The following is a 20,417-nucleotide window of genomic DNA, read 5'->3' on the forward strand; positions in this document are numbered from 1 at the left end:
CGGCCCGGCTCAGCCAGACGCCTGTCCGGTATCGCCCGGGAGCAGCGCCGCCAGAATCTCGCCCGCCCCGTCCCGGATCAGCTCGCGCGCCACGGACTCGCCCAGCGCAACGGCTTCCGATGCTGGGCCGGTTTTTTCCGCCCGCACGATCCTGGCGCCGTCAGGCGTAGCCACGAGGCCGCGAACACGCAGCGTTTCATCCTCGAGCACTGCATGCGCCGCCAAAGGCACCTGGCACGATCCGCCCAGCACGCGGGAGACCGCGCGCTCGGCTTCACAACAGACACTGGCTTGCCGGCATGCCAGCGGCTGCAGCCACCGATGCATTTCCGGGCGCGAGGCCAGGATCTCGATGCCCAGCGCGCCCTGGCCCGCCGCGGGCAGGCTGACGTCGATGGAGATGCTGTTGCGGATGCGATCCGGCAATCCCAGGCGGCGCAGGCCAGCCGCAGCCAGGATGATGGCCGCATACTCGCCTCGATCCAGCTTTCCCAACCGGGTATCCAGGTTGCCACGCAGCGGCTGCACCCGCAGATGGGGATAATTGGCCCGGATCTGCGCCTCGCGGCGCAGGCTGGACGTGCCCACGACAGCGCCTTGCGGCAGCGCTTCGAGAGAGTCGTAATCATTCGAAACGAAGGCATCGCGCACATCGTCGCGATCCAGGATGACGGACAGCCGGAACATATCGTCCATATCGACCGGCACATCCTTCAATGAATGAACCGCCAGGTCCGCCGAACCGTCCAGCAACGCGGTTTCCAGTTCCTTGATGAACAGCCCCTTGCCGCCGATTTTCGACAGCGAGCGATCCAGTATCTGGTCGCCCCGGGTGGTCATCTCGAGCAGCGAGACTTCACATGACGGATACAGCGCCTGCAGCCGCGCCTTGACGCGCTCCGCCTGCCAGAGCGCCAGCCTGCTGGCCCGTGTTGCTATGACGAGCTTGCCCGGTGTGGATTCCTGTTTCATTGACTACCTTGCGAAGAGGTCTATGACCACCTTGAGGACGATACCGATTACCGCCAGAATGGCCAGCCCTTGCAGCAGAGACAGGCCGGATTCCGACTTGGTGCGTTTCGAAGACTTGAAGAGCGCCATTGCCTATCCTTTCTTGGCAGTCCGGCGGCTGGTGATCAGCTTGCCCACGGCGATGACCAAGATTGCGCAGGTGACTTCCGCAGCGATCTTGACGCTGGGATCCAGCGGACCGAACTTGTCGACTATGAAGATATCAGTCACCAGCATACCGCCTGCGATCCAGCCAAGCAAACCCGCACCGAACGTGACCACCAAGGGGAAGCGATCGATCAGCTTGAGCACCAGTGTGCTGCCCCAGATGATGATGGGCACGCTGACCAGCAGGCCGAAAATGACATAGCCGAGCTGATGATGCTCCGCGGTATTCTGCGCGGCCCCGGCGATGGCGATGACATTGTCCAAGCTCATGACGAAGTCGGCAATGATGATAGTCTTCACCGCCGACCAGATGGATTTTCCACCCTCGATTTCATGGTGCTCGTCCTCGGGAACCAGCAGCTTGATGCCGATCCACAGCAGCAGCAAGGCGCCGGCCAGCTTGAGGAATGGGATGGAAAGCAGCGTCAGCGCGAAAGCGATCAGGATGACGCGCAGGATGATGGCGCCGGCCGTCCCCCACAGGATGCCCTTGAGGCGATTGGCCTTGTCCAGGTTCCGGCAGGCCAGCGCGATGACAACCGCGTTATCGCCCCCCAGCAGGATGTCGATGAGAATGATCTGGAATACGGCTGCCCAGTGCAGATTTTGGAAAAACTCAAGCATGTCAGACTCCCTTGCCGCTTAAAGCGGCTTGTTATAGGAAATGGCTACGCCCCCGCGTAGCCACATTGCAGTCCGGCTTGTCGCAAAAACAGGCAGTAGAAGAATACCCTCACGCCGTGCATCGGCCCGTCGCTCCGCATGGGAGCGCGTTTATTTCCGAGGCGGCCCGGTGGTAGAAAATACCGTCTGTGCTTGCGGCAAGCCGCAAAACAACCTGGAGGGACGAGACGCTCATCCCTCCAGGACGAAATCAGGCGATTACAGTACCGATTTCAGCAGCTTGCCCATTTCGGAAGGATTGCGCGTCGTGAGAATGCCGCAGGCTTCCATCACTTCGAGCTTGGCGTCGGCCGTATCGGCACCGCCCGAGATCAGCGCGCCGGCGTGGCCCATGCGCTTTCCGGGGGGCGCCGTAACGCCGGCGATGAAGCCGACCACGGGCTTCTTCATGTTGTCCTTGACCCAGCGCGCGGCTTCGACTTCGTCGGGACCGCCGATTTCGCCGATCATGATGACGGCGTCGGTATCGGGATCGTCATTGAACAGCTTCATGACGTCGATGTGCTTCAGGCCGTTGATGGGGTCGCCGCCGATGCCGACCGCGCTGGACTGGCCCAGGCCGAGCTCGGTGACTTGCGCCACGGCTTCGTAGGTCAGAGTGCCGGAGCGGCTGACGATGCCGATGCGGCCCTTGCGGTGGATGTGGCCGGGCATGATGCCGATCTTGATTTCGTCGGGCGTGATCAGGCCGGGGCAGTTGGGGCCCAGCAGCAGCGTCTTCTTGCCGCCTGCGGCTTCCTTGGCCTTCATTTTGTTGCGCACTTCCAGCATGTCGCGCACGGGGATGCCTTCGGTGATGCAGATGGCCAGGTCCAGGTCGGCCTCGACGGCTTCCCAGATGGCGGCCGCGGCGCCCGCGGGCGGAACGTAGATCACGGAAACCGTGGCGCCGGTTTCAGCCTTGGCGTCCTTGACCGAACCGTAGATGGGCACGCCTTCGAAATCCTCGCCTGCGCGCTTGGGGTTCACGCCGGCGACAAAGGCTTCCTTGCCATTGGCGTATTCACGGCACATGCGGGTATGGAACTGGCCGGTCTTGCCAGTGATCCCCTGGGTGATGACTTTGGTATCTTTATTGATCAGAATCGACATTTGAAAATATCCTTGGCAAGATTACTTGGCAGCTTCAACAGCCTTGGTAGCGGCCTCGGCCATGGTATCGGCGCTGATGATGGGCAGGCCGGACTGGGCCAGCAGCTGCTTGCCGAGTTCTTCGTTGGTGCCCTTCATGCGTACGACCAGCGGTACGTTCAGGTTGACCGCCTTGCATGCCGCAATCACGCCTTCGGCGATCACGTCGCAACGCATGATGCCGCCGAAGATGTTGACCAGGATGGCCTTGACATCGTCGTTCTTGAGCATGATCTTGAAGGCTTCCGTGACCTTCTCTGCCGTGGCGCCACCGCCTACGTCCAGGAAGTTGGCGGGCTCACCGCCGAACAGCTTGATGGTGTCCATGGTGGCCATGGCCAGGCCGGCGCCATTCACCAGGCAGCCGATGTTGCCGTCCAGCTGGATGTAGGCCAGGTCGAACTTGCTGGCTTCGATTTCGGCGGGATCCTCTTCGTCCATGTCGCGGTATTCCACGATTTCAGGATGACGGAACAGCGCGTTGGAGTCGAAGTTGAACTTGGCGTCCAGGGCGATGACGTTGCCCTTGCTGTCGCGGTTCAGCGGGTTGATCTCGACCAGCGAGGCGTCGGTTTCCATGTAGCACTGGTACAGCTTCTGGAAGATGTCCACGGCCTGGGCGGTGGAATCGGCCGGCATGCCGATGGCATTGGCGATCTTGGTGGCCTGCTCGGCGCTAAGGCCGGTCAGCGGGTCGATGTATTCGGTGATGATCTTTTCCGGCGAGGAATGCGCGACTTCCTCGATGTCCATGCCGCCTTCGCTGGAGGCGATGAAGGCCACTTTCTGCGTGGCGCGGTCGGTCACGACGGAAACGTAGTATTCCTTCTGGATGTCGGCGCCATCTTCGATGTACAGGCGGCGGACTTTCTGGCCTTCGGGGCCGGTCTGGTGCGTGACCAGCTGCATGCCCAGGATCTCGGAAGACAACTTGCGGACCTCATCCAGTGAACGGGCAAGCTTCACGCCGCCGCCTTTGCCGCGGCCGCCGGCATGGATCTGCGCCTTGACGACCCAGACCGGGCCGCCCAGCTTTTCCGCTGCGGCAACGGCCTCGTCAACCGAGAACGCAGGGATGCCGCGAGGCACCGTAACGCCGAACTTCTTCAGCAATTCTTTGCCTTGATATTCGTGAATTTTCATTGTCTACCTGTATGGATGGGGAAAAAAGATTACTTGTGCTCGGCCGCCTGCCCGGGACCGGCATACCATTTGGGATAATACTCCCGCACAACGGGGCCATCCAGCCGAAGCGCATGACAGCCTTCGAGCTGGAACGGGCGCTCCTGGGGAGCGGAAACCACTTTCCTGCGCCGCTCTTTTGCCATGGTCTGGACTGCGACCGTAGGCAGCACGCCCGAAAGCTCGCTCATGTGCGTACAGCCCGCCGTGCGGCCGAAACGCGCCTTCACGGCCTGCCTGAAACCGCGCAGCAGGTTCATGCCGACCAGAGCGCCATAATCCGTGGCGATTGCCGTGCAATCGGCGCCATAAGGCGCCGCATCGTAGGCGGCAACCGCATCGGTAATGATGAATTCGTCGTTGAACGTGATGCGCAGGAGCATGTCGTGCACGGGTTCGCCGGCCTTGTGTTCCGTCCCGTTGGTTCTCGTGAAGTCATATGCCTTCACATCCACCAGTTGCACATCGATATCCCACTGCCCATCGTCGCGCGCGTACGACTGCGCGCGGATCGTTCGCGTATGCAGCGGTGTGCGTCCGGTCTGTGGCAGGGGCAACGGCATGGGGGATGAAACGCCTGAGAGCAGAAAAACCTGCTAAGTATAGCGCAGGAGATACGCAATGGCAGGACGCCCGCGATCCGGCCGGGAGCCCGGCCGGGGACTATGTTCCGTGAGCAGGCCCTTCCCCCTGCCGGGACCCGGCCCGCTCACGGAGGCCTGATGCATGCATCAGGCGCCGGCGGTCTCCTGGCGCAATACGCGCGCGGCATCCACCATCAGTTTCAATGCGGCCTCGGTCTCGGGCCATGCGCGCGTCTTAAGGCCGCAATCCGGATTCACCCACAGGCGCTCGCCCGGCAGGCGCGACGCCGCCTTGCGGATCAGATCGACCATCCATTCCACCTCCGGCACGTTCGGGGAGTGGATGTCGTAGACGCCCGGGCCGATGTCGTTCGGATACTGGAAGGCCTCGAAAGCGTCCAGCAGCTCCATGTTGGAGCGCGACGTCTCTATCGTGATCACGTCCGCATCCATGGCGGCGATGGATTCAATGATGTCGTTGAATTCCGAATAGCACATATGGGTGTGGATCTGCGTATCGTCCTGCACGCCGCTGGTGGACAGGCGGAAAGAATCCACGGCCCATGCCAGATAGGCGCTCCAGTCGGCGCGGCGCAGAGGCAGGCCCTCGCGGATGGCCGGTTCGTCGATCTGAATGACGGTAATGCCCGCCGCTTCCAGGTCGTTGACCTCGTCGCGCAGCGCCAGCGCCAACTGGCGGCACGTCGCTTCTCTCGGCTGGTCATCGCGCACGAAGGACCACTGCAGGATGGTGACGGGGCCCGTCAGCATGCCCTTGACCGGCTTGTCCGTCAGCGATTGGGCATAGGAGGACCATGCCACGGTCATGGGCGCGGGCCTGACCACATCGCCGAAAATGATGGGCGGCTTGACGCAGCGCGAGCCATAGCTCTGTACCCAGCCATTGCGCGTGAAGGCGAAACCGCCCAGCAACTCTCCGAAATACTCGACCATGTCATTGCGTTCCGGCTCGCCGTGCACGAGCACGTCCAGGCCGATCTTCTCCTGGAAGCGGATGACATCCTCGATCTCCTTGCGGATGCCCTTCTCGTAGTCGGCGTCGCTGATGCCGCCCGCCTTCCAGTCGCGGCGCAAGGCCCGGATTTCCAGGGTCTGCGGGAAGGAACCGATGGTGGTCGTAGGATAGGCGGGCAGGCCGAGCGCCTTTTGCTGCACGGAAATGCGCTGCGCGAACGGACGGCGCTCGAGCGAGACATCGCGCGCGGCCTCCAGGCGCTGCTTCACTGCTGCATTATGGATGCGCGTCGAAGTGCGGCGCGCCTGCAGCGCCGCGCGCTGCGCGGCCAGGCCCTGCTCCGCCTCGGAGTCCAGCCTGCCGTCCAGCAGTTTCGCCAGCCAGCGCAGCTCATCGAGCTTTTGCGTTGCAAACGACAGCCAGCCGCGCAGTTCGGCATCGAGCTCGGTCTCTGCCGCCAGGTCGACCGGCACATGCAGCAACGAGCAGGAAGGAGCGATCCACAGGCGCTCGCCCAGCGCGGCGCGCACGGAAGCCAATGCTTCATGCGCCGCATCAAGATCGGTGCGCCAGATATTGCGGCCATTGACGATCCCCGCCGACAGCACCTGGTCCTGTCCCAGCAGGGACACGACATCCTGCAGTTGTCCGGGCGCGCGGACCAGATCGATATGCACGCCCTGGACGGGCAGGCCCTTGAGCACGGATGCGTTGTCTTTCAGGCCTTCGAAGTAAGTGGCCAGCAGGATGGAAACTCCGCTTTCGGCCAGGCGGGCATAAGCCCGGGCATAGGCGTCGCGCCATTCGGGCTTCAGATCCAGCGCGAGAATCGGTTCGTCGACCTGCACCCATTCGACGCCCAGCGCCTTCAGGCGGGCGAGCACTTCGGCATAGACGGGCAGCAAGGCATCGAGCAGTTGCAGCTTTGCGGTATCGTCCGCGCCTTGCGTGAAGGCGTCGCCCTTGCCCAGCCACAGCCAGGTCAGCGGGCCCGGGATGACGGGCTTGACGCGATGCCCCAGCGCCTGGGCCTCCTGCACCTGCTCGAACAGATACTCACGGGCGATGCGGTAGGTCTGGCCCGGCGCCAGTTCCGGCACGATATAGTGATAGTTGGTATCGAACCACTTGGTCATTTCGCAGGCGGCGGCAGGCTTGCCGCTGGGAGCGCGTCCGCGCGCCATGCGGAACAGGGTATCCAGGCTGACCGGCTGGTCCGAAGGCTGGGCGAAGCGCGCTGGTACTGCGCCAAGCAGCGTCGTCCACTCCAGGATCTGGTCGTACCAGGCGAAGTCCCCCACCGGCACGAGGTCCACGCCGGCCTTTGCCTGGACCTCCCAGTGGCGCTCCCGCAGCGCCTTGCCCGTCGCCAGCAGCTCTTCCGCACTGGCCTTGCCGTTCCAGTAGGCCTCCTGCGCCCGCTTGAGTTCGCGCTGCACGCCGATGCGGGGGAAGCCCAGATTATGAATAATAGTCATGCTTATATCTCGGAAAATGAGTAATATTGAATCTACCCAAGTATTGTGAAGGGAAGTCCAAGAATAAAAAAATCAAATAGCACATTCTTTAAATGAAGAAATTTCATTTTTACTGAACTCAATATGTATATATCTCCGATTACCGTTTCCTCACAGCGGGAGCGCTGACATGCTGGAAATACGCCATCTGGAAACCCTGACCGCCATCCGGGAGCACGGCAGCCTGCAGGAAGCGGCGGAATACCTGCACGTCACGCAGTCCGCCCTGTCCCATCAGTTGCGCGACCTGGAAGTCCGGCTGAAGACGCCGCTGCTCAACCGCCGTACACGCCCCGCCCGCCTGACGACCGCGGCCCTGCGCATTCTGGCTCTGGCCGACGAGGTGTTGCCCAGGGTGCGCGCCACCGAGCGCGAACTGGCGCGGCTGGCCGCCGGCAAGACCGGCAGGCTGCACGTGGCCATCGAGTGCCACTCCTGTTTCCAGTGGCTCATGCCCGCGCTGGATACATTCCGCCAGCAGTGGCCCGACGTCGCGCTGGATCTGTCCGCCGCCTTTTCGTTCGCTCCCCTGCCCGCGCTGGTCAGGGGCGACCTCGACGTGGTCATCACATCGGACCCGCAGGACATCGATGGCGTGGTCTATATGCCGCTCTTCTGCTATGAGCTGGTGCTTGCGGTGGCCTCGGCGAATCTCCTGGCAAAATACACGCACATCGCGCCGGAGCAGATGGCCGAGCACGTCCTGATCACCTATCCGGTCGACCGCCAGCGGCTCGACATCTTCACGTCCTTCCTGGATCCGGCGGGTGTCGAGCCTGCCTCACTGCGCAAGGTGGAGCTGACGCCGATGATGGTGCAGCTCGTCGCCAGCCAGCGCGGCGTGGCGGCGCTGCCCAACTGGGCGCTGACGGAATACCTGGAGCAGGGATGGCTGCACATCTGCCATCTGGGAGAAGGCGGCGTCTGGTGCACGCTGTATGCCGCCATGCGCGCCGAGGACGCGCAGTCGGACTATCTGCAGGCCTTCGTCAGGCAGGCCCGGGAAACCTGCTTCGGCACGCTGCAGGGCATACGGGCCGCCGGGGATTGCGCTACGACGTGATATTTGCGCCTTGGCGCATGCCAAGATTGCGCATGGACGTGTGATCAATCGCCCCGCCCATCGCTGTCCGCTTCGCGAAGAATGGTCCGCAGCAGCTCGGGGGAAAAGCCGCGAGAGGCAAGAAAGCGGATCTGGCGGGCATGCTCCCTGGCATCGCCGGGCGCCTTGCCGAATTTTTTCTGCCAAACTTCCCTGGCGCGATCGAGTTCCGTTTCGCGCAGGCTGTCGCCAAGTTCGGACAGGCTCTCGGCATCCAGGCCGTGCTGGCGCAAGGTGCTCAGTATGCGGGTGGCCCCCTGCCTGGCGGCCTGGCGATGCACAAGGCTTTGCGCGAAGCGTTTGTCGGACTGCCAGTTTTCGCGGGCAAGCTCGTCCAGCACCTGTTCGAGCGCTTCCTGGCTTTCCGCATGCGGCGCCAGTTTGCGGAACAGTTCCTGCCGAGAATGCTCGCGGCGGGACAGCAACGCCACGGCCCTTGCCTTCAGGCTGGGGCCCTGGCGCTTGCCGGCGGCACTGCCCGGCTCGCGGAAGTCGGCATCGTCCGGCGCGAAGTCGTCGTCGGCCGATGGCGGCTTGCGGAAGGAGCCGGTTCCGCGCATGGGCTTATTCGGCGTCCGGCGCGCCTTCGTCGGCCTGCGGCGCCTGACGGACCACGCCCGCGGCGCGGGCCGTTACACCGAAGTGCTCGCGTACGCGGTTTTCGATCTCGAAGGCCATGTCGGAGTGCTCTTTCAGGTATTCGCGGACGTTGTCCTTGCCCTGGCCGATGCGCGTGCCCTGGTAGCTGAACCAGGCGCCCGCCTTGTCGACGATATTGGCCTGCACGCCCAGGTCGATGATCTCGCCTTCGCGCGAAATGCCGCCGCCATACATGATGTCGAACTCGGCCTGCTTGAATGGAGGAGCGACCTTGTTCTTGACGACCTTGACGCGGGTTTCGTTGCCGACGACCTCGTCGCCCTTCTTGATGGAACCGATGCGGCGGATGTCCAGGCGTACGGAGGAATAGAACTTGAGCGCATTGCCGCCCGTCGTGGTTTCTGGGTTGCCGAACATGACGCCGATCTTCATGCGGATCTGGTTGATGAAGATGACCATGCAGTTGGTGCGCTTGATCGTCGCCGTCAGCTTGCGCAGCGCCTGGCTCATGAGGCGGGCCTGCAGGCCGGGCAGCGAATCGCCCATGTCGCCTTCGATTTCGGCCTTGGGCACGAGCGCCGCGACCGAGTCGATGACGATGAGGTCGACCGAACCGGAGCGCACCAAGGCATCGGTGATTTCAAGGGCTTGCTCGCCTGTGTCGGGCTGCGAGATCAGCAGGTCGGAGAGATTGACTCCCAGCTTGGCCGCATATTGGACGTCCAGGGCGTGCTCCGCGTCGATGAAGGCGCAGGTGCCGCCGATCTTCTGCATTTCGGCGATGACCTGCAGCGTCAGCGTGGTCTTGCCCGAGGATTCGGGGCCGTAGACTTCCACCACGCGCCCGCGCGGGAGGCCGCCGACGCCCAGCGCGATATCCAGCCCCAGCGATCCGGTGGACACCACCTGGATGTCGTGTTCGACCTGGTTGTCGCCATAGCGCATGACGGACCCTTTGCCGAACTGCTTTTCGATCTGGGAGAGCGCGGCGCTGAGCGCCTTGGCGCGCTCGGCTGCGGCGGCCTTGGTGGTTTTGTCGTCCATGGAGGTCCTTCGTTAAAGAATTCGGATGGTAAACGGAAATTATTGCATCAAATTATACTGTACATATATACAGATACAAGTACCCCATGGATTTTTCCATCCACCTCCGGGAACCGCCGAAGCCTGCCGTCCGGACTGTGCCCTCAACTGCCCCTGAACGTCGGAGCGCGCTTGCCGTGGAACGCCTCGACGCCCTCGCGGAAGTCGTCGGAACTACGCAGCCGGCTATAGCAATGCCCTTCCAGCTCGATGGAGGCCGACAGCGACGCATCCTCGGTGTCGTTCAGCAGCTTCTTGGCGGTGCGCTGCGCCAGCGGGGAAAACTGCACCAGTTCCTCCACCAGGCCATCCACGGCCCGTCCCAGTTCCTCCACGGGCACCATCATGGTCGCCACGCCCCAGTCCAGCGCCTGCTGGCCGGAGATGCGGCGCGAACGCATTACGATGTCCTTGGTACGCGTGATGCCGACCATTTTCTGCAGCCGCGCCGAGCCGCCGGAGCCGGGAATCTGCCCGAGCTTCTGCTCGGGCAGCGCATATTGCGTGGTGTCCGTGGCGATGCGGAAGTCGCAGGCCAGCGAAATCTCGAAGCCCACGCCGAAGCAGTAGCCCTGGTTAGCCGCGATCACCGGCTTGGCACAGCGCGCCGGAGCGGCTATGTTCCAGGCCAGCTTCGAGACATGCTCGGGGCTGGCTTCCAGGAAGCCCTTGATGTCTCCGCCGCTGGAAAAGTGCTCGCCCTCGGCGCGCAGCACGATCACACGCACGCGCTCGTCGGCGTCCAGCGCCTCGAACACCAGCCTCAGCTGGTCGCGCTGGGGCATGGAAATGATATTGAATGGCGGCCGGGTCAGCACGATGTCGGCGCGCTGGCGGGCCGCGTCGATTTCGACGAAAAAGCCATCCAGCTTGTCCAGCAGCGTCTGGGCCGGATGGTGAAGTTCAGTGGTCACGATAAAAACTCCTTGCAAAGATCATGGCTTGTCGGTTGGAGCGCCGGACGCCAGTTCGTATTCGCCGGCAAGCAGTTTCCTCCTGAGGATCTTGCCCACTGGCGATTTGGGAATGGCGCGCACGAAGACATACCGGCGCGGCCGCTTGAAATTCAACAGATCCGATGCGCGGCAATGCGCATCGAGTTCTTCGGCGTCGACCGGCGCACGGCATGTCACGAAGGCGGCCACCTGCTGGCCCCAGCGCTCGTCGGGCAGGCCGACCACAGCCACTTCGTCGACCGCCGCATGCAGCGACAGCACGGATTCGATCTCCACCGGCGAGATGTTCTCACCTCCGCTGATGATCATGTCATCGACCCGGCCCGTCACGTAGAGATCGCCGCGCACATCACGGTAGCCCGTGTCGCCCGTCAGGTACCAGCCGTCGCGCAGCGCCTTGGCATCAGCATCGGGCCTGCGCCAGTAGCCCTCGAAGGCTTCGTCGCCGGACAGATCCGCGATGATCTGCCCTTCTTCGCCAGGCGCGGCCTCGTCCTCGGGGCCGGCGGCGTCGAGCCTGATCACTCGCAGCCGCGTGTTCACCCCCGCGCGGCCCGCGCTGCCAGGACGCGCCGCCGCGTTCTGCTCGATCGATACGGTGTACACCTCCGACGAGCCGTAGTGATTGACGAACAGGTCCGGCTGGAAGACCTGCTGCAGCCGCTGCAGCAGCGCCTGAGGCATCGGCGCGCCGGCAAAGCCCAGCTTGCACACCGTTGAGAGATCCGTCGCCTCCCGCTCGAGAGCGGCGAGCATGTCGTGATATAGGGTCGGCACAAGATACAGGCAGCTGATGTCCTCGGCTTCGATCACCTGCAGCGCCTGGCGCGCATCGAAGCGCGGCATGCACACGAACAGCCCGTCGACTATCGCCATCGACAGCAGCGAACGCACGCCCATCGTGTGATACAGCGGCATTACTCCCAGCGTGCGCTCGCCTTGCCGATACAGGTTCTGCGCCACGTGGCCCAGCGCGGCCGCGCGCTCGTGCCGATGGCGGCGCGGCACGCCCTTGGGATTGCCCGTCGTGCCCGAGGTATACAGCAGCAGCGAATGATCCTCGGCTCCGGCCTCCGGCCGCAGCGCCGGAACATCGCCGCCCGCGCCCAGCTCCTCGAAGGCCAGCTCATCGCCCTGCGCCGCGCAGCCCACCGCGATGCGACTCACCGCTCCGATGCCCGGAGCCCGGCGCACCGCATCGGCGCTGACCTCTTCGAACAGCGCCACCACAGGCTGCGCATCGCCCAGCACATAGCCGACCTCCTCCGGCTTGGCCCTCCAGTTCAGCGGCACCATCACCGCGCCAAGAAACTGGCATGCCCAGTGCACCGTGGCCATTTCCGAGCGATTCTGCAGCACGGCCAATACGCGCTCGCCCCGGCCTGCGCCTAATCCGCGCAAGCCGTGCGCCACCTGGGCGATCCAGCCATGCCATCCGGCGTAGTCCAGACGGCGCGCGCCATCGACCAACGCCAGAGCATCGGGACTGCGCTCCACACTCTGTAAAAACGTCCTACCAAGATCCAGCATGTCCGTTCTACTCCTCGTTTCGCCCAGCCTTGTTGTCCCCATCCGCTGCCGCTCGCGCGGCCGCAACCTCCAGCACCGCCGCCACGATGGGCGAATATCCCGTGCACCGGCACAGATGCCCCGACAGCATTTCGCGCAGCGCCTGCTCGTCCGGCTGCGGATAGCGCCGCAAGTAATCGTCACAGGACATCAGGATGCCGGCCGTGCAAAAGCCGCACTGAAGCGAATGGTGGCGATGGAAGGCCGCCTGGAGATCGCTCAACGACTCGCCCTGGGCCAATCCTTCCACTGTGTCCACGCTCCGGCCATCGGCCTGCACCGCCAGCATCAGGCAGGAGCGCATCGCCACCCCATCGACCTGCACAGTGCAAGCGCCACACACGCCATGCTCGCAGCCCACGTGCGTGCCTGTCGCGCCCAGCGCATGGCGCAGGAAATCCGACAGCAGCATACGCGGCTCGCAGTGCGCCTCGCGCACCTGGCCGTTGAGCGTGACCCGCACCAGGGACTGCTCGGCAGCGCCTATACGCACAGGCCCCGATCTACCTCCATCCTGCCCGGTACGGCGCCTGAACAACGAGAACACCTTCATGTCCGCTCCCTTTCATTCACGCCCGCCTCTTCCAGTGCCTGCGCCGCCAGCCTGCGCACCAGATGGCGCCGGTATGCCGCGCTCGCATGGTGATCGTCCTGCGCCTGCAAGTCCCAGGCGAAATCGTTGATCGCCTTGGCCAACGTCTCTTCCGGCATAGGCTTCAGCCGCAACGCCACCGGCCGATCGGCCACGCCGCCCACGGCAACCGTCCAGTTGTCGGGCGAGACCGCAACGGCCACCGAGGCCATCGCAAAATCCCCATGGCGCTGCGCAAATTCCCGGAAGGCGAAACGCTCGCCGGGACGGGCCAGCGGATAGCGGACAGCCTCCACCAGTTCGTCGGGCTGGCGCGCCGTCATCAGCATGCCCTGGAAGAACTCCGCCGCCGGGAGCACGCGCCGCCGGCGGCGGCTGCGCAGCACCACGCTGCCTCCCAGCGCCGCCAGCGCCAGCGGCAGCTCCGCGCTCGGATCGGCATGCGCCAGCGATCCGCACACCGTGCCCCGGTTGCGGATCTGGAAATGCGAAATATGCGGAAACACCTGCGCGAGCAGCGGCACTTCGCTTTCCAGCGTCGGCCGCTCCTGCACTTGAGCCTGCGTGACCGCCGCTCCTATCACCAGATGGCCATCCTCGATCCGCATGTACGCCAGATCTTCCGCGCGCGTGATGTCGATCAGCGCGCTGGGCTGCGCAAGACGCATGTTCATGACGGCCATCAGCGACTGGCCGCCGGCCAGAATACGCGCCTCGGGTCCCAGTTCGGCCAGAAGCGCCACGGCCTGATCGCCGCTGCGCGCGCGCACGTACTCAAATCGGTGCGGTTTCATCGGCCCTCCTCCCCGCACGCCTGCACCCCAGCCATGGCCTGCTTTCCACGCCTCATGACCGTTCCCGCAATCGTGTTCATCGCTCTTCTCATCACTTCAGCCCCAGCCGCGCCAGCAGCCTGCGCCACCACGAACCGTCCGCAGGCTCGCCGCCGGCCTGCCTGCCCAATTGCTCAAACAGCTGAGCCAGCACGATGCGCGCCGCACCCTCCAGCATGCGCCCGCCCACCGCGGCCACCTTGCCCGACACTTCGGCTTCGTAGTCATACCGCAGCCTCGTACCTCCGTCCTCGGCATCCAGTTTCACCATGCCGCTGCCGCTGGCCGCTCCCATGCTGGACAGCCCTTTGCCGGACAGCCGCAGACTGTTGGGCGGATCCAGTTCCGACAGCGTCACCTCCGCGCTGTAGCGCGCCTTGACCATGCCCACCCCCACCGTCACATCCGCCCGGTAGCGATGCGGGCCGATCTCCTGCAGCTTGTGGCAGCCTGGAATCACGCGCGCCAACGCCTCCGGATCCAGCAGCACGGCAAAGACGGCCTCGGGCGGCGCGACCAGCTTGACTTCGCCCGATGCGCTCAGGTTTTTGCCCGCCTTGCCCGGGACGGAAGGCCCCGTCGACGCCACAGGCCTGGACGGAGGAGGATCCTCCGGAGCCAGCAGCGCCATGACTCGCGACGGCGTCAGCGGCAGGCTCACATCCTTCACTCCCAGCGCATCGGCCACCGCATTGGCCACGCACACCGGCGTGCTCATGTTGTTGCCTTCGCCAAGCCCCTTGGCTCCGAGCGGCGTGAACGGAGACAATGTCTCCTGGTGCGAGATCACCGGGTCAGGCACCTCGCATGCCGTCGGCACCAGGTAGTCGGCAAATGTGCCCGACAGAAAGCTGCCGTCGGAGCCGTACTGGAACCCTTCCATCAGCGCAGCGCCCAGGCCTTGCGCAAACGCGCCCCGGATCTGGCCGTCGGCCAGCATGGGATTCAGCAGCCGACCGGCATCGTGCGTCGTCGCGTATCGATCGATGCGCACCCCGCCCGTATCCGGATCCACTTCCACGGCGCAGATGTCGAAGACAAAGCCATAGGCGGCCGAAGTGTTTACGCGGTCTCCCGCATCGGGCGCCTCCAGCTGCGGCGGCGTCCAGAAGGCCGTCTCCCGCAGTCCCGGCTCTTCGTCCGGCGGCAGCAGCCCCGGCGCCCAATGCGGGCCGGCGGCCAGCCTGCCGAACGGCTGCGACGGGCCATCTGCGCCGGCTCTTACCTGCCCGCCGGCAAATACGATGTCCTCGGGACAGCACTTCCACTGTGCGGCCGCGATGCGCGCCACCTTGTCGCGCAGCCGCGTGGCCGCCAGGTGCACCACTCCGGCCACCGCTCCGGAAAAACGGCTGGAATAGTTGCCCGCGGCCACCGACCATGCATCCTTCTGCGTATCGAAATCCACATTGACGGTGACCTGCTGCGGCGTCAGTCCAAACACATCTGCCGCCACCTGCGCGCAAACGGTGCGGTGGCCCTGGCCCGCCGGAGCGCTGGCCACCACAACCGTCACCCCGCCCAGCGGATCGATGGACACGGTGGCCGAGGCGATGGCGCCGTTCTTGGGACCCGCGCGCTCGCGCTGCTCGTGCGTGAGCACCACGCTGATGTATCCCATATTGGAGATCGACGGCTCGACGATGGCTGCAAAACCGATGCCGTACAAGCGCCCCTGCGCGCGCGCCGCCTCGCGCCGCGCGCGCAATTCATCCAAGCCGCCACGGGCCAGCGCATGCGCCAGTGTGCCGTGATAATCGCCCGAATCCAGCAACGCTCCCGCGGCCGCGCGATAGGGAAAGGCGTTCCGGCCGACGAGATTGCGCCGGTACACGTCCAGGGGGTCCAGCCCCAATGTGTTCGCAATGCGCTGCACCAGGCGTTCCAGCGCGAAGTAGACCTGCGGACCGCCGAAACCGCGCACCAGGCCGGTCGGCATCTTGTTGGTGAGCGCAATGCGGTTGCGCACCCGCAGGTTCTGCACATCATACGGCCCTGTCAGACAGCCGTGCATGCGATAGAACGACGCGGGCTCGGGAGCCCGCAGATATCCCCCGCAATCATCCACCTGATCGTAGTCCAGCGCGAGAATGCGGCCGTCCGCGCTCACAGCGGCGGCCAGCTTCGTCTGGCGGCCCGTGGCCGAGGTGGCGGCCAGCAGATGCTCCAGCCTGTCCTCAACCCACTTGACGGGCGCGCCGCCAGCCTTGCGCGAAGCCAGGCACATCAGCACCACGTAGGGAAACACCGCCTGCTTGACGCCGAAGCTGCCGCCCGAATCCCGGAAGCACCGATGGCGCAACTGCGGGCCGGATACCTGCAGCGCCAGCGCCATCACAGTGTGCAGCGAATACGGCCCCATGAAATTGGACTGCGCATCGTAGCCTTCAGTGGCCGACAGATACTGCGCTACCACTACCGCCGTCTCGATAGGGGTGCATGAATTGCGCGGGTACTCCGCCTCGATCCCGATGCGATGGTCGGCCTGGGCGAAGGCCGTATCGGGATCACCGTAGCAGTACAGGCGCTCGCTGACCACGTTGCTGCCGACTTCTTCGTGCAGCACCGGCGCATCCTCGGCCAAGGCCGCATCGATTTCCACTGCCGCCGGCAGCGGATCGTAATTCACCGTCACGCGGTCGGCGCCGTCCTCGGCCAGATAACGGTCTTCGGCCACCACCACCGCCACGGGCTCGCCCACGTAGCGCACGCGATCCACCGCCAGGCAATAGTGCCGCATCGGCTGCTTGACGCCCACCACGAACGGACGGCTCCAGGCCGCCACATCCTCTCCGGTCAGCACCGCCCGCACACCCGGAATCTCCAGTGCCCGGCTCGCGTCCACTCCCAGCAGGCGGGCGTGAGCGTACGCCGAGCGCACTACCGCCGCGTACAGCGTGCCCGGCTTGACGCCGGCATCATCGCCATACTGGCCCCGACCGCGCAGCAGCGCGTCGTCCTCGATACGCGCCACGCGGCGGCCCACATACGTGGATACCGCGACTTCTTCCTCTGCGCTCATACAACCTGACTCCTGAGCTCCCGGCCATCGCTCCATTCCGCACGCCGTCATCCGGCGGCCCGGACGGCCGGTCACATCGTGATAGCCTCCATCAAACGCTCTTCGTCGCCGGCATCGCCGGCGCGGCCTTCCAGCACCACCTGGCCCCGCTCCATGGCATAGAAGCGGTCGCACAGCTTCAGCGCGCGCGGTACGTTCTGCTCCACCAGCAGGATGGATTGCCCGCGCTGCTTGATCTCGCCCATCAACCGGAAAAGATCGTCGACGATGATCGGCGCCAGGCCTTCGGTGGGCTCGTCGATCAGCAGCAGATCCGGATCGCTGAGCAGCACGCGGGCGATCGCCAGCATCTGCTGCTCTCCTCCCGACAAAGTGGTGCCCGGCTGGCGCCTGCGCTGCGCAAGGCGCGGAAAGCGCTCATAGACTTCTTCCAGCTTGGCCTTGCGCTGCGCCTTGGTCATGCCCCGGCACAGCGACCAGCCCATCTCCAGGTTTTCTTCCGTCGACAGCGCCGGGAAGATGCGCCGGTCCTCGGGCACCAGCGCCACGCCATGCCGGCTGACCTGGTCCGGCGTCAGCCCGCCGATGGCGGCGCCATCCAGTTCGATGCTTCCCTGCCGGGGCGCGACCCAGCCGGCGATGGTCTTGATGGTCGTAGTCTTGCCCACGCCATTGCGCCCGAACAGCCCGACCACCTCGCCCGGCCGTACCTCCATGCTGACGCCCTGCAGGACATGGCCCAGGCCGTAATACACATGCACATCGTCAAGCCGCAGCATGGGCACCTCCAAAATACGCGGCCTGCACCTGCGGATTTGCGCGCACATCCGCGGGACGGCCTTCCGCCAGCTTCTTGCCCTGCGACAGCACGACGATATGGTCGGACACGTCCATGACAAGGTTCACATCGTGTTCGACCAGCAGAATGCCAACTTCGCTGGACAGTGTTTTGATCAGTTGCGCCGCTTCCTGGGTATCGCCGTGAGACATGCCCTGCGTGGGCTCGTCCAGCATCAGCAGTTGCGGCCCGCTGGCCAGCGCCACCGCGATTTCCAGACGGCGCTGCTCGCCGTGCGACAGCTCGCCAGCCAAGGCATCGGCCCGGCCCTGCAGGCTGAAGCGCTCCAGTTGCTCTTCCACCCGCTCGGCCGCGCGGTGCGAGCGCGACAGCGGCCACCATGCCTTGCCGGCGGGCTCCAGAATCTGCGACGCCAGCCGCAGGTTCTCCCGCACGCTCATGTCGAAGAACAGATTGGTGATCTGGAACGAACGCGCCATGCCCGCCCGCAGCAATTTGTGGGGGGACCAGCCGGTGACGTTGACGCCATTGAAGAGGACCTTGCCCGCCGATGGCCGGATGGCGCCGCTGATCAGGTTGAACAGCGTGCTCTTGCCCGCGCCGTTGGGGCCGATCAGGGATGTCACCCCGCTACGGCGCACGGCCATGTCGACGCTGTCCACGGCGCGCAGGGCGCCGAAGCTGACCGACAGGCCCTGTACCTGAAGAATGGTATCAGTGCTTTCCATATCGCTTCCCGCCCTTCTTCCTGAGCGCTCCCATCAGCCCGGCCGGGAAGAACACCACGGCCAGGATGAACAGCACGCCCACGATGATGAGATGGTGCTCGGTATAGGACCCGAGCACAGACTTAAGTCCGAACAGGATGACGCTGCCGTACAGCGCGCCGATCAGAGTGCCGACGCCGCCCAGCACCACCGTTATGACGGCATTGCCGGAAGTCTGGAAATAGATGAGTTCCGGCGACGCGAAGCCGCGCAGCATGGGATACAGCGCGCCGGCGAAAGAAGACACCGCGGCTGCGATGATGAATACCGCAAGCTTGTAGCGGAACGGATCGAACCCCAGGAAGGACAGGCGCTGGGGATTGTCGCGCAATGCCTGCATATTGCGTCCGAACGGCGTATCCAGCAGGTAGGCCAGCAGCACATAGACCGCCAGCACCAGCGCAAGAACGACCATGAAGAACGCGAACGGCTGGTCGGCCGACACTTCGAAGAAGCCCAGCGGCACGCGCGGCACGGGCACCCCGATGAAGCCGTCGGAAGCCCCGAGCGGCGCCGAGTTGTACACCACCTTGGCAACGATCTGCGCCATGCCGAAGGTAATGAGCGCGAAGTACACGCCCCGCGACCGGATCGCAATCAGGCCGCCGACCAGGCCCGCCAGCGCGCCTCCCGCCAGGGCGATGGCCAGCACGGTCCAGAACCCCATGCCCGCGTCGCGCAGCAGCAGCGACGACAGATAGGCGCCGAAGCCGAAGAACAGGGCCTGGCCCAGCGACAGCAGGCCGGCGATGCCCAGCAGCAGATCCACCGCCATGGCCAGGCAGCCGAAGATGAGGGCCTCGGTGGCCAGCCGCAGATAGAAGCTCTCACCGCTCAGCCACCCGCCCACCGCGCAGGCGGTGGCCAGCAGGCCGAAAACAAGAGCCCAGTTCATGCGCCGCTCGCCGGCGCCTCGCGCAACAATGTGATCAGCCATGGCCCAGCTTCCCAAACAGCCCTTGCGGACGGAACATAAGCACCAGCACCATGATGCCGAACGCGAGCGGATCGGACCACACCGGCGAGATGTGCAGGCTGGACAAAGCCTGCACCTGCGTCAGCAACAGGCCGGCGATGATCGCCCCCTTGATGCTGCCCAGTCCGCCGACGATCACGACGGTGAAAGCCATCAGGATGAAATCCTTGCCCATGGTGGGGAACACCGAGTAGACCGGAGAGAGCAGGACCCCCGCCAGGCCGGCCAGCGCCACGCCGAAGGCGAAGGTCAGCGCATAGACCCGCAGCACGGGCACGCCCATCGACGCCGCCATGTCGCGGTCGTACGCGGCCGCCCGCACCACGGCCCCCCAGCGCGTGCGGTACACCACCCACCAGATGCATGCCACGATCACCACGCCCAGCGCCATCAGGAATACACGATAGGCCGGGAACATCATGCCGAACAGTTCGGCGGCCCCCGAAATGGGCACCTCCGGCCGCAATGCGTTCGGGCCGTAGATGATCTTGAAGACATCTTCCATGATGATCGCCAGGCCGAACGTCAGCAGCAAGGTCAGGATGTGCCTGTCCTTGTTGTGGTAGACGCGCTGGATCAGCAGGCGCTCGGTCAGGTAGCCGACCGGCAGCATGATCAGGGGCACCACCGCCAGCACGATCCAGAAGTTCATCCCCATGGCCAGCAGCGTCAGGCCCAGGTAGGCGCCCAGCGCATAGAACTCGCCATGCGCCATGTTGATGACGTCGAGCAGGCCGAAGATGATGGTCAGTCCAAGCGCCATCAGGATCACGGCCATGCCCAGGGACAGGCCGTTGACGATCTGGGGCGCATAGACGAACTGGAGTGTATCCATGAGTTCACTCATGCGGGTCTCCGAAACATC

At 64.6% G+C, this 20,417-nt stretch carries 19 protein-coding genes; 1 reads left to right on the forward strand and 18 read right to left on the reverse strand.

Annotation, left to right across the window (positions count from 1 at the left end; all coding sequences use genetic code 11):
* Nucleotides 1-9: 9 nt before the first annotated feature.
* From hemC to metE, 7 genes are all read right to left on the reverse strand, one after another.
* Entirely contained in the window at nt 10-972 is a 963-nt protein-coding gene (gene hemC / locus EV686_RS06705; protein ID WP_132474748.1) for a hydroxymethylbilane synthase, read from the reverse strand.
* 3 nt (nt 973-975) lie between these two features.
* Nucleotides 976-1,101, reverse strand: a complete 126-nt coding sequence (locus EV686_RS18950; protein WP_279389454.1) for a hypothetical protein — start codon at nt 1,099-1,101, stop codon at nt 976-978.
* Nucleotides 1,102-1,104: 3 nt separating this feature from the next.
* The gene (locus EV686_RS06710) at nt 1,105-1,803 is read right to left on the reverse strand and encodes a TerC family protein (RefSeq protein WP_132474750.1); all 699 of its coding nucleotides are present in this window, start codon (nt 1,801-1,803) and stop codon (nt 1,105-1,107) included.
* Between the two features lie 258 nt (nt 1,804-2,061).
* Complete coding sequence (gene sucD, locus EV686_RS06715; protein WP_132474752.1) at nt 2,062-2,955, reverse strand: succinate--CoA ligase subunit alpha; 894 nt, start codon at nt 2,953-2,955, stop codon at nt 2,062-2,064.
* A 21-nt stretch (nt 2,956-2,976) separates the two neighbouring features.
* The gene (gene sucC / locus EV686_RS06720; RefSeq protein ID WP_132474754.1) at nt 2,977-4,137 is read right to left on the reverse strand and encodes an ADP-forming succinate--CoA ligase subunit beta; all 1,161 of its coding nucleotides are present in this window, start codon (nt 4,135-4,137) and stop codon (nt 2,977-2,979) included.
* Between the two features lie 29 nt (nt 4,138-4,166).
* Complete coding sequence (locus EV686_RS06725) at nt 4,167-4,739, reverse strand: DUF2889 domain-containing protein (protein WP_132474756.1); 573 nt, start codon at nt 4,737-4,739, stop codon at nt 4,167-4,169.
* A 168-nt stretch (nt 4,740-4,907) separates the two neighbouring features.
* Nucleotides 4,908-7,214: a 5-methyltetrahydropteroyltriglutamate--homocysteine S-methyltransferase gene (metE, locus tag EV686_RS06730; RefSeq protein WP_132474758.1), complete on the reverse strand. Its 2,307-nt coding sequence runs from the start codon at nt 7,212-7,214 to the stop codon at nt 4,908-4,910.
* 169 nt (nt 7,215-7,383) lie between these two features.
* Here metE and EV686_RS06735 point away from each other — a divergent pair, with 169 nt between their 5' ends.
* Nucleotides 7,384-8,316, forward strand: coding sequence for a LysR family transcriptional regulator (locus EV686_RS06735; protein WP_132474760.1), 933 nt, complete (start codon nt 7,384-7,386; stop codon nt 8,314-8,316).
* Nucleotides 8,317-8,360: 44 nt separating this feature from the next.
* Here EV686_RS06735 and recX read toward each other — a convergent pair whose 3' ends face one another.
* The 11 genes from recX to EV686_RS06790 form a co-directional block, all read right to left on the reverse strand.
* Nucleotides 8,361-8,915, reverse strand: a complete 555-nt coding sequence (gene recX, locus EV686_RS06740; RefSeq protein ID WP_132474762.1) for a recombination regulator RecX — start codon at nt 8,913-8,915, stop codon at nt 8,361-8,363.
* A gap of 4 nt (nt 8,916-8,919) precedes the next feature.
* Nucleotides 8,920-9,999 (reverse strand): recombinase RecA, encoded by a 1,080-nt coding sequence (recA, locus tag EV686_RS06745; RefSeq protein WP_132474764.1) that lies wholly within the window; start codon nt 9,997-9,999, stop codon nt 8,920-8,922.
* Between the two features lie 143 nt (nt 10,000-10,142).
* Entirely contained in the window at nt 10,143-10,952 is an 810-nt protein-coding gene (locus EV686_RS06750) for an enoyl-CoA hydratase/isomerase family protein (protein WP_377748078.1), read from the reverse strand.
* A 21-nt stretch (nt 10,953-10,973) separates the two neighbouring features.
* Nucleotides 10,974-12,524 carry an AMP-binding protein gene (locus tag EV686_RS06755; RefSeq protein ID WP_132474766.1) on the reverse strand — a complete coding sequence of 517 codons (1,551 nt, stop codon included), beginning with the start codon at nt 12,522-12,524 and terminating at the stop codon, nt 10,974-10,976.
* 7 nt (nt 12,525-12,531) lie between these two features.
* Complete coding sequence (locus EV686_RS06760) at nt 12,532-13,116, reverse strand: (2Fe-2S)-binding protein (protein WP_132474768.1); 585 nt, start codon at nt 13,114-13,116, stop codon at nt 12,532-12,534.
* Nucleotides 13,113-13,949 carry an FAD binding domain-containing protein gene (locus tag EV686_RS06765; RefSeq protein WP_132474770.1) on the reverse strand — a complete coding sequence of 279 codons (837 nt, stop codon included), beginning with the start codon at nt 13,947-13,949 and terminating at the stop codon, nt 13,113-13,115. The genes EV686_RS06760 and EV686_RS06765 overlap by 4 nt, the downstream gene beginning before the upstream one ends.
* Nucleotides 13,950-14,040: 91 nt before the next feature.
* On the reverse strand, nt 14,041-17,010 hold the full coding sequence (locus EV686_RS06770) for a xanthine dehydrogenase family protein molybdopterin-binding subunit (protein ID WP_243650768.1): 2,970 nt from the start codon (nt 17,008-17,010) through the stop codon (nt 14,041-14,043).
* Between the two features lie 71 nt (nt 17,011-17,081).
* A complete protein-coding gene (locus EV686_RS06775) occupies nt 17,082-17,789 on the reverse strand; it encodes an ABC transporter ATP-binding protein (protein ID WP_132474774.1) in 708 nt (235 codons plus the stop codon).
* A complete protein-coding gene (locus tag EV686_RS06780) occupies nt 17,776-18,537 on the reverse strand; it encodes an ABC transporter ATP-binding protein (RefSeq protein ID WP_132474776.1) in 762 nt (253 codons plus the stop codon). The genes EV686_RS06775 and EV686_RS06780 overlap by 14 nt, the downstream gene beginning before the upstream one ends.
* Entirely contained in the window at nt 18,524-19,513 is a 990-nt protein-coding gene (locus EV686_RS06785) for a branched-chain amino acid ABC transporter permease (RefSeq protein WP_243650769.1), read from the reverse strand. Before EV686_RS06785 ends, EV686_RS06780 begins: the two co-directional genes overlap by 14 nt.
* Nucleotides 19,506-20,399 (reverse strand): branched-chain amino acid ABC transporter permease, encoded by an 894-nt coding sequence (locus EV686_RS06790; protein ID WP_243650770.1) that lies wholly within the window; start codon nt 20,397-20,399, stop codon nt 19,506-19,508. Before EV686_RS06790 ends, EV686_RS06785 begins: the two co-directional genes overlap by 8 nt.
* Between the last annotated feature and the right edge of the window lie 18 nt (nt 20,400-20,417).

It is taken from the genome of Paracandidimonas soli (genome assembly GCF_004342005.1).
In the GTDB taxonomy this organism is placed as follows: domain Bacteria; phylum Pseudomonadota; class Gammaproteobacteria; order Burkholderiales; family Burkholderiaceae_B; genus Paracandidimonas; species Paracandidimonas soli.

Coding starts and splice junctions, on each gene's coding strand:
- EV686_RS18950 (WP_279389454.1), bottom strand. CDS start 1,101: ATGGCGCTCTTCAAGTCTTCGAAACGCACCAAGTCGGAATCCGGCCTG.
- EV686_RS06755 (WP_132474766.1), bottom strand. CDS start 12,524: ATGCTGGATCTTGGTAGGACGTTTTTACAGAGTGTGGAGCGCAGTCCC.
- EV686_RS06765 (WP_132474770.1), bottom strand. CDS start 13,949: ATGAAACCGCACCGATTTGAGTACGTGCGCGCGCGCAGCGGCGATCAG.
- EV686_RS06775 (WP_132474774.1), bottom strand. CDS start 17,789: ATGCTGCGGCTTGACGATGTGCATGTGTATTACGGCCTGGGCCATGTC.
- sucC (WP_132474754.1), bottom strand. CDS start 4,137: ATGAAAATTCACGAATATCAAGGCAAAGAATTGCTGAAGAAGTTCGGC.
- recX (WP_132474762.1), bottom strand. CDS start 8,915: ATGCGCGGAACCGGCTCCTTCCGCAAGCCGCCATCGGCCGACGACGAC.
- EV686_RS06785 (WP_243650769.1), bottom strand. CDS start 19,513: ATGGCTGATCACATTGTTGCGCGAGGCGCCGGCGAGCGGCGCATGAAC.
- EV686_RS06725 (WP_132474756.1), bottom strand. CDS start 4,739: ATGCCGTTGCCCCTGCCACAGACCGGACGCACACCGCTGCATACGCGA.
- metE (WP_132474758.1), bottom strand. CDS start 7,214: ATGACTATTATTCATAATCTGGGCTTCCCCCGCATCGGCGTGCAGCGC.
- sucD (WP_132474752.1), bottom strand. CDS start 2,955: ATGTCGATTCTGATCAATAAAGATACCAAAGTCATCACCCAGGGGATC.
- EV686_RS06770 (WP_243650768.1), bottom strand. CDS start 17,010: ATGAGCGCAGAGGAAGAAGTCGCGGTATCCACGTATGTGGGCCGCCGC.
- hemC (WP_132474748.1), bottom strand. CDS start 972: ATGAAACAGGAATCCACACCGGGCAAGCTCGTCATAGCAACACGGGCC.
- EV686_RS06710 (WP_132474750.1), bottom strand. CDS start 1,803: ATGCTTGAGTTTTTCCAAAATCTGCACTGGGCAGCCGTATTCCAGATC.
- EV686_RS06790 (WP_243650770.1), bottom strand. CDS start 20,399: ATGAGTGAACTCATGGATACACTCCAGTTCGTCTATGCGCCCCAGATC.
- EV686_RS06735 (WP_132474760.1), top strand. CDS start 7,384: ATGCTGGAAATACGCCATCTGGAAACCCTGACCGCCATCCGGGAGCAC.
- recA (WP_132474764.1), bottom strand. CDS start 9,999: ATGGACGACAAAACCACCAAGGCCGCCGCAGCCGAGCGCGCCAAGGCG.
- EV686_RS06760 (WP_132474768.1), bottom strand. CDS start 13,116: ATGAAGGTGTTCTCGTTGTTCAGGCGCCGTACCGGGCAGGATGGAGGT.
- EV686_RS06780 (WP_132474776.1), bottom strand. CDS start 18,537: ATGGAAAGCACTGATACCATTCTTCAGGTACAGGGCCTGTCGGTCAGC.